Raw genomic sequence first — 3,259 nt, 5'->3', positions numbered from 1 at the left:
GGCGGCGATCGCGTCGCTGCCGTTGTAGACGCCAAAGTATCGGTAACCGCGGAGCTGTTCGTCATAGGGTCGATTTCGATCCGACGTTCTCTTTGACGCGCAGGCGGCGAAGACACCGATGGTCTTCAGCCCGACTTCTTCCAAATACCTGGGCGGATACATCTTTGCTTCCTGCAGGCAAATCGCCGCGGCGCGTGCCTTCCCAGACTCGTCGAGCGGTTTGAGCACGTCGTGGTATCGACCGGGCGGAAGTGCATCGCGATCAAAGACAAGCGTGGCGCCGGAATAGTCGCGGAACGATCGCAGCAGCGAATCGACCGTTGGTTCGCCCGCGATCGTCGACTCGAACGCCAGCGATGAAAACAGAAATACCAGAAAACAGATTCGTTTCATCGTCGTCTCGGCAGTCGGAATTGATGAGATCACGTGACGTTTTCATTGCAGATGCACCCAGTCTGCCAATAATTATAAACGATCTTTGACGCTCCAAGCCGTGCTTCGTGCAGCGGTTACGTCGACTGGGCTTTTTGATTTAGACAAAGCGGCTGGATTATCGGCCGCACACCGTCGATTAACGGTATAGTGTTCAGTGTCGTGATTCATGGTGCAGGCCGACGAGTGTTTTTACACAGCCTGCACCTCCACGACCCAGGAAGATTGAGAGAGCTTTGGAAAAGTAGTTTCGGACAGTTGTTGTAACGGATGAGTTGGATTTTCGTTCCGGGCTGAGCTTTTCAAGTTCTCTGTGATTGATCCTTTCGATTCTTCTGGCGCTCGAGGCTGGAAATATTGGGTGCACCGCACCTCTTCTAAGTCCACGATTTATCGATCGAGGACCTCTCTTTTGACTCCTGAAACGTTTCCGTGAACACGGATAACACCTCAAAAAGGAGTTCAAGTATGAACATTTATGTTGGAAATCTTAGCTTTGACGCTACCGAAAACGACGTCGAAACAGCCTTCGGCGAGTACGGCGACGTGAAGTCGGTCAACGTGATCAAAGATCGCGAAACCGGTCGTTCACGCGGATTCGGGTTTGTCGAAATGAGAGACCGTGAAGCCGGTATGGAAGCGATCAGCGGCATCGATCAAAAATCGATCTGCGGCCGCGACGTGACGGTCAACGAAGCCAAACCGCGCGAAGAGCGTGGCAATGGCGGTGGCGGACGTTGGTAACGACCGCTGAGGAAAAATTGAACGCGACGTGAATCGTCGCGTGGCATTCGCGTTTTGGGCGCCGCTGGCAAACGCCGCCGCCCACCACGCATGCCGACCGTCTGATCACCCGTGTGTGCATCAGCGGACTTCTTTTGTCAAGGCAGGTGCCGTCTTGGTGCGTCGCCGCGACAACGAACGATCGCCGAGTCCGTCGTCCAGCGACGCCTCCATCGCGACGTTTGACGGGCGTGTCCGATCGACCGCCCGCAACTTGTCCGTCATGGCCTGCGAGCCGGCGGATGTACCCGAATGAAGAGATTGGCCATGGCAAAATACAGACACCGAACGTTTGAAATGTTTGAGTTCCATGACGAGGCCGCGGCCGCCCTGGCGGTCAAACCGCGTGAACCGGTGCGTCCCCTCGGCAACCTGGATGGAGAACCGATGGAGAGCCTGAACATCGCGGTTCTGGGGCCGATTCTCCACGTCCGGTTCGATCCCGACGTCCTGGATGGCGAAGAAGAATCGGAGAGCCAACTGCGCGGCGACCTGACGCGGCTGGCCAAATGGCTGCAGAACGACAGCCGCGTGATCGTGGATTTCGACGGGCTGAGTCTTTTCTCGCCGGCGTCGATCGAAGCCCTGGAAACGTTTTATCAGCGGCTCAAAGCCAAGGGCAGCCGGCTGGTGCTCTGCAATTTGGACGCCGACGTGAAAGCCTCGTTCTATCCATCGCGTCTTCCACGCTGATGTCGATGCCGATCGAGTTGCCGGCGCGGCTGAGAAGGGTCTGCTAAAATCGGCTCTTGCTTTAGCCCGATTCCCTTCGATGCACTGTCCGACATGGCAACTGGTACCCCATCGCCTGCGTTCTTGTTGTTCAAGCTGCGAGATTGCTGGAAGACTCCGGCGCGTTTTGTCGTCTGCTGCGTTTTGACACTCGGTGTCGCTGACGCCGTCGCACAGGGACCCTCGATTCCTGAAGCACAAATCGTTCTGTTCACACCCAGTGATGTTCAGCCGCCTCCGCGCGCTGGCTATCTGAATCGTCTGAATCAATTCGGTTTATACGCCGAACAGTTTTTCCATGACGGGCTGACCGATTGGGGATATTCGCCGGCACGGAAGGAAATCTTCAACCGTGGTGACGACGGCAACATCGCGGTGATTCACGTGAAGGGAGAGCTGCCGGCCGCCGGCGGCGCCTACAAGAAACAGTGGATCAGTCGGCAGGTCCACGACAAACTGAAACGCGACCACGGCATCAAGATCGCCGGGAACCTGTATTGGATCTTCGTCTACGTCGGTGATCCGCCGGTCAGGCATGACAGCTATCGCGGATCGGGCAATTCCAAAGACGGCGGCTGGGCTGTCTTGAACTACACCAACCTGCCGGGAAAAATTTCACCGCGCAGCCCAATGGTCACGCCGCTCAATGACAAGCTGACGCTGAAGGGGTGTATCCACGAGTTCGGTCATGCTTTCGGGTTGCCTCACATCGGACCGAAAGTTGAACTGGGCAAGGGCAATACATTGATGGGACCGGTCAATCGAATTTACGCCTCCCATAAAATGCCGAACCGGACCCAGGCGTACCTGTCCGAAGCCGGCGCCGCGATTCTTTCCACCCATCCCGTCTTCACCGGTGACCCGACGGCGCGAAACATGCTGCCAAAGACGAGTTTCCGGCAAGTGAAGGCGGACTATGATCGCAAGTCCCACACGATTGAAGTTCGCGGGCGACTGGAAACCGATTTCCCAGTTCATCGTGTCGTGGTGATCGATGATCGCGATGACAAAATCGGTGGCTACTGGGTCAAGGGCTTTGTCGCCGAAGTCGACCCGCAATCGCGTTTCTCGGTCTCGATTCCCAATCCGGGTCGCAAGGGACAACTGAAAATACTAGCCGTTTACAAGAACGGTGCCTTCACGGGGAACGGGACCAAACGCGGGATCGACAGCGCAACGCTCGTGCCGTATCGCTTTTAGTGCTCGTCAACGTTTGGATTGAGGGTGTCGCGGAACAGGGGGGCAGGCTGTAACTTGCGAACTGAAGAGACGATGACTATGCCCACGGATGGCAGCGCGAACCCACGGATTT

General features: G+C 56.5%; 5 protein-coding genes. 3 read left to right on the top strand and 2 right to left on the bottom strand.

The window, feature by feature from the left end; translation table 11 throughout:
• Positions 1-393, bottom strand: a 393-nt coding sequence (locus ABX749_RS27070; RefSeq protein ID WP_372898770.1) for a hypothetical protein, incomplete at its 3' end; no start/stop codon positions are given.
• A 507-nt stretch (positions 394-900) separates the two neighbouring features.
• On the opposite strand from ABX749_RS27070, the gene ABX749_RS27065 reads away from it, so the two are divergent.
• Positions 901-1,176, top strand: coding sequence for an RNA-binding protein (locus tag ABX749_RS27065; protein WP_259633485.1), 276 nt, complete (start codon positions 901-903; stop codon positions 1,174-1,176).
• Positions 1,177-1,296: 120 nt separating this feature from the next.
• Here ABX749_RS27065 and ABX749_RS27060 read toward each other — a convergent pair whose 3' ends face one another.
• The gene (locus ABX749_RS27060; protein WP_372898769.1) at positions 1,297-1,440 is read right to left on the bottom strand and encodes a hypothetical protein; all 144 of its coding nucleotides are present in this window, start codon (positions 1,438-1,440) and stop codon (positions 1,297-1,299) included.
• 72 nt (positions 1,441-1,512) lie between these two features.
• Here ABX749_RS27060 and ABX749_RS27055 point away from each other — a divergent pair, with 72 nt between their 5' ends.
• Positions 1,513-1,908 carry an STAS domain-containing protein gene (locus tag ABX749_RS27055; protein ID WP_372898768.1) on the top strand — a complete coding sequence of 132 codons (396 nt, stop codon included), beginning with the start codon at positions 1,513-1,515 and terminating at the stop codon, positions 1,906-1,908.
• Positions 1,909-2,001: 93 nt separating this feature from the next.
• A complete protein-coding gene (locus ABX749_RS27050) occupies positions 2,002-3,147 on the top strand; it encodes a hypothetical protein (RefSeq protein ID WP_372898767.1) in 1,146 nt (381 codons plus the stop codon).
• Positions 3,148-3,259: the final 112 nt, after the last annotated feature.

The organism is Stieleria sp. (assembly GCF_041595215.1).
GTDB classification, from domain to species: domain Bacteria; phylum Planctomycetota; class Planctomycetia; order Pirellulales; family Pirellulaceae; genus Stieleria; species Stieleria magnilauensis.
This window is presented reverse-complemented; position numbering and strand designations above follow the sequence as displayed.

Bases quoted from the DNA above. Each gene is read 5' to 3' on its own strand.
- ABX749_RS27065 (WP_259633485.1), top strand. From the start codon at position 901: ATGAACATTTATGTTGGAAATCTTAGCTTTGACGCTACCGAAAACGAC.
- ABX749_RS27050 (WP_372898767.1), top strand. From the start codon at position 2,002: ATGGCAACTGGTACCCCATCGCCTGCGTTCTTGTTGTTCAAGCTGCGA.
- ABX749_RS27055 (WP_372898768.1), top strand. From the start codon at position 1,513: ATGTTTGAGTTCCATGACGAGGCCGCGGCCGCCCTGGCGGTCAAACCG.
- ABX749_RS27060 (WP_372898769.1), bottom strand. From the start codon at position 1,440: ATGACGGACAAGTTGCGGGCGGTCGATCGGACACGCCCGTCAAACGTC.